The sequence below is a fragment of the Rahnella sp. PAMC25617 genome (assembly GCF_050606005.1).
Taxonomy (GTDB): domain Bacteria; phylum Pseudomonadota; class Gammaproteobacteria; order Enterobacterales; family Enterobacteriaceae; genus Rahnella; species Rahnella variigena.
Map to the genome: position 1 here is coordinate 1 of NZ_JBOCUM010000154.1, position 310 is coordinate 310.

General features: G+C 55.2%; 1 protein-coding gene. It reads right to left on the bottom strand.

Going from position 1 to position 310, the window contains the following annotated elements:
• On the bottom strand, window positions 1-310 hold a 310-nt coding region (locus ACM615_RS24060; RefSeq protein ID WP_431012656.1), incomplete at both ends, for an ABC transporter substrate-binding protein.

Genomic DNA, 310 nt, shown 5'->3' on the forward strand with positions numbered 1-310 from the left:
AGCTGCTCGGCTGCGATTCCCGCGGCATCCGTTAACTGCTGGTTGTAAAAGAGTGCGATTGTGTCGAAGTCTTTAGGCAGTCCGTACTGAACGCCCTCGGGGCTCTTCCACAGATCAACGAGTCCGTCTTGGTAGATCGAGGTGTCGACTCCATCAGCCTTGATGTAATCGTCGAGGGGGAGGATCTGATCGTTCAACACGAACTCGGGGTAGTACGCGAGGTGGCTCGTGAAGACATCGGCGCTGTTGCCGGAAACGAGACCGGTGTTGATCTTCTGCCAATAATCTTCCCAGCCTGACTGGTCAATCG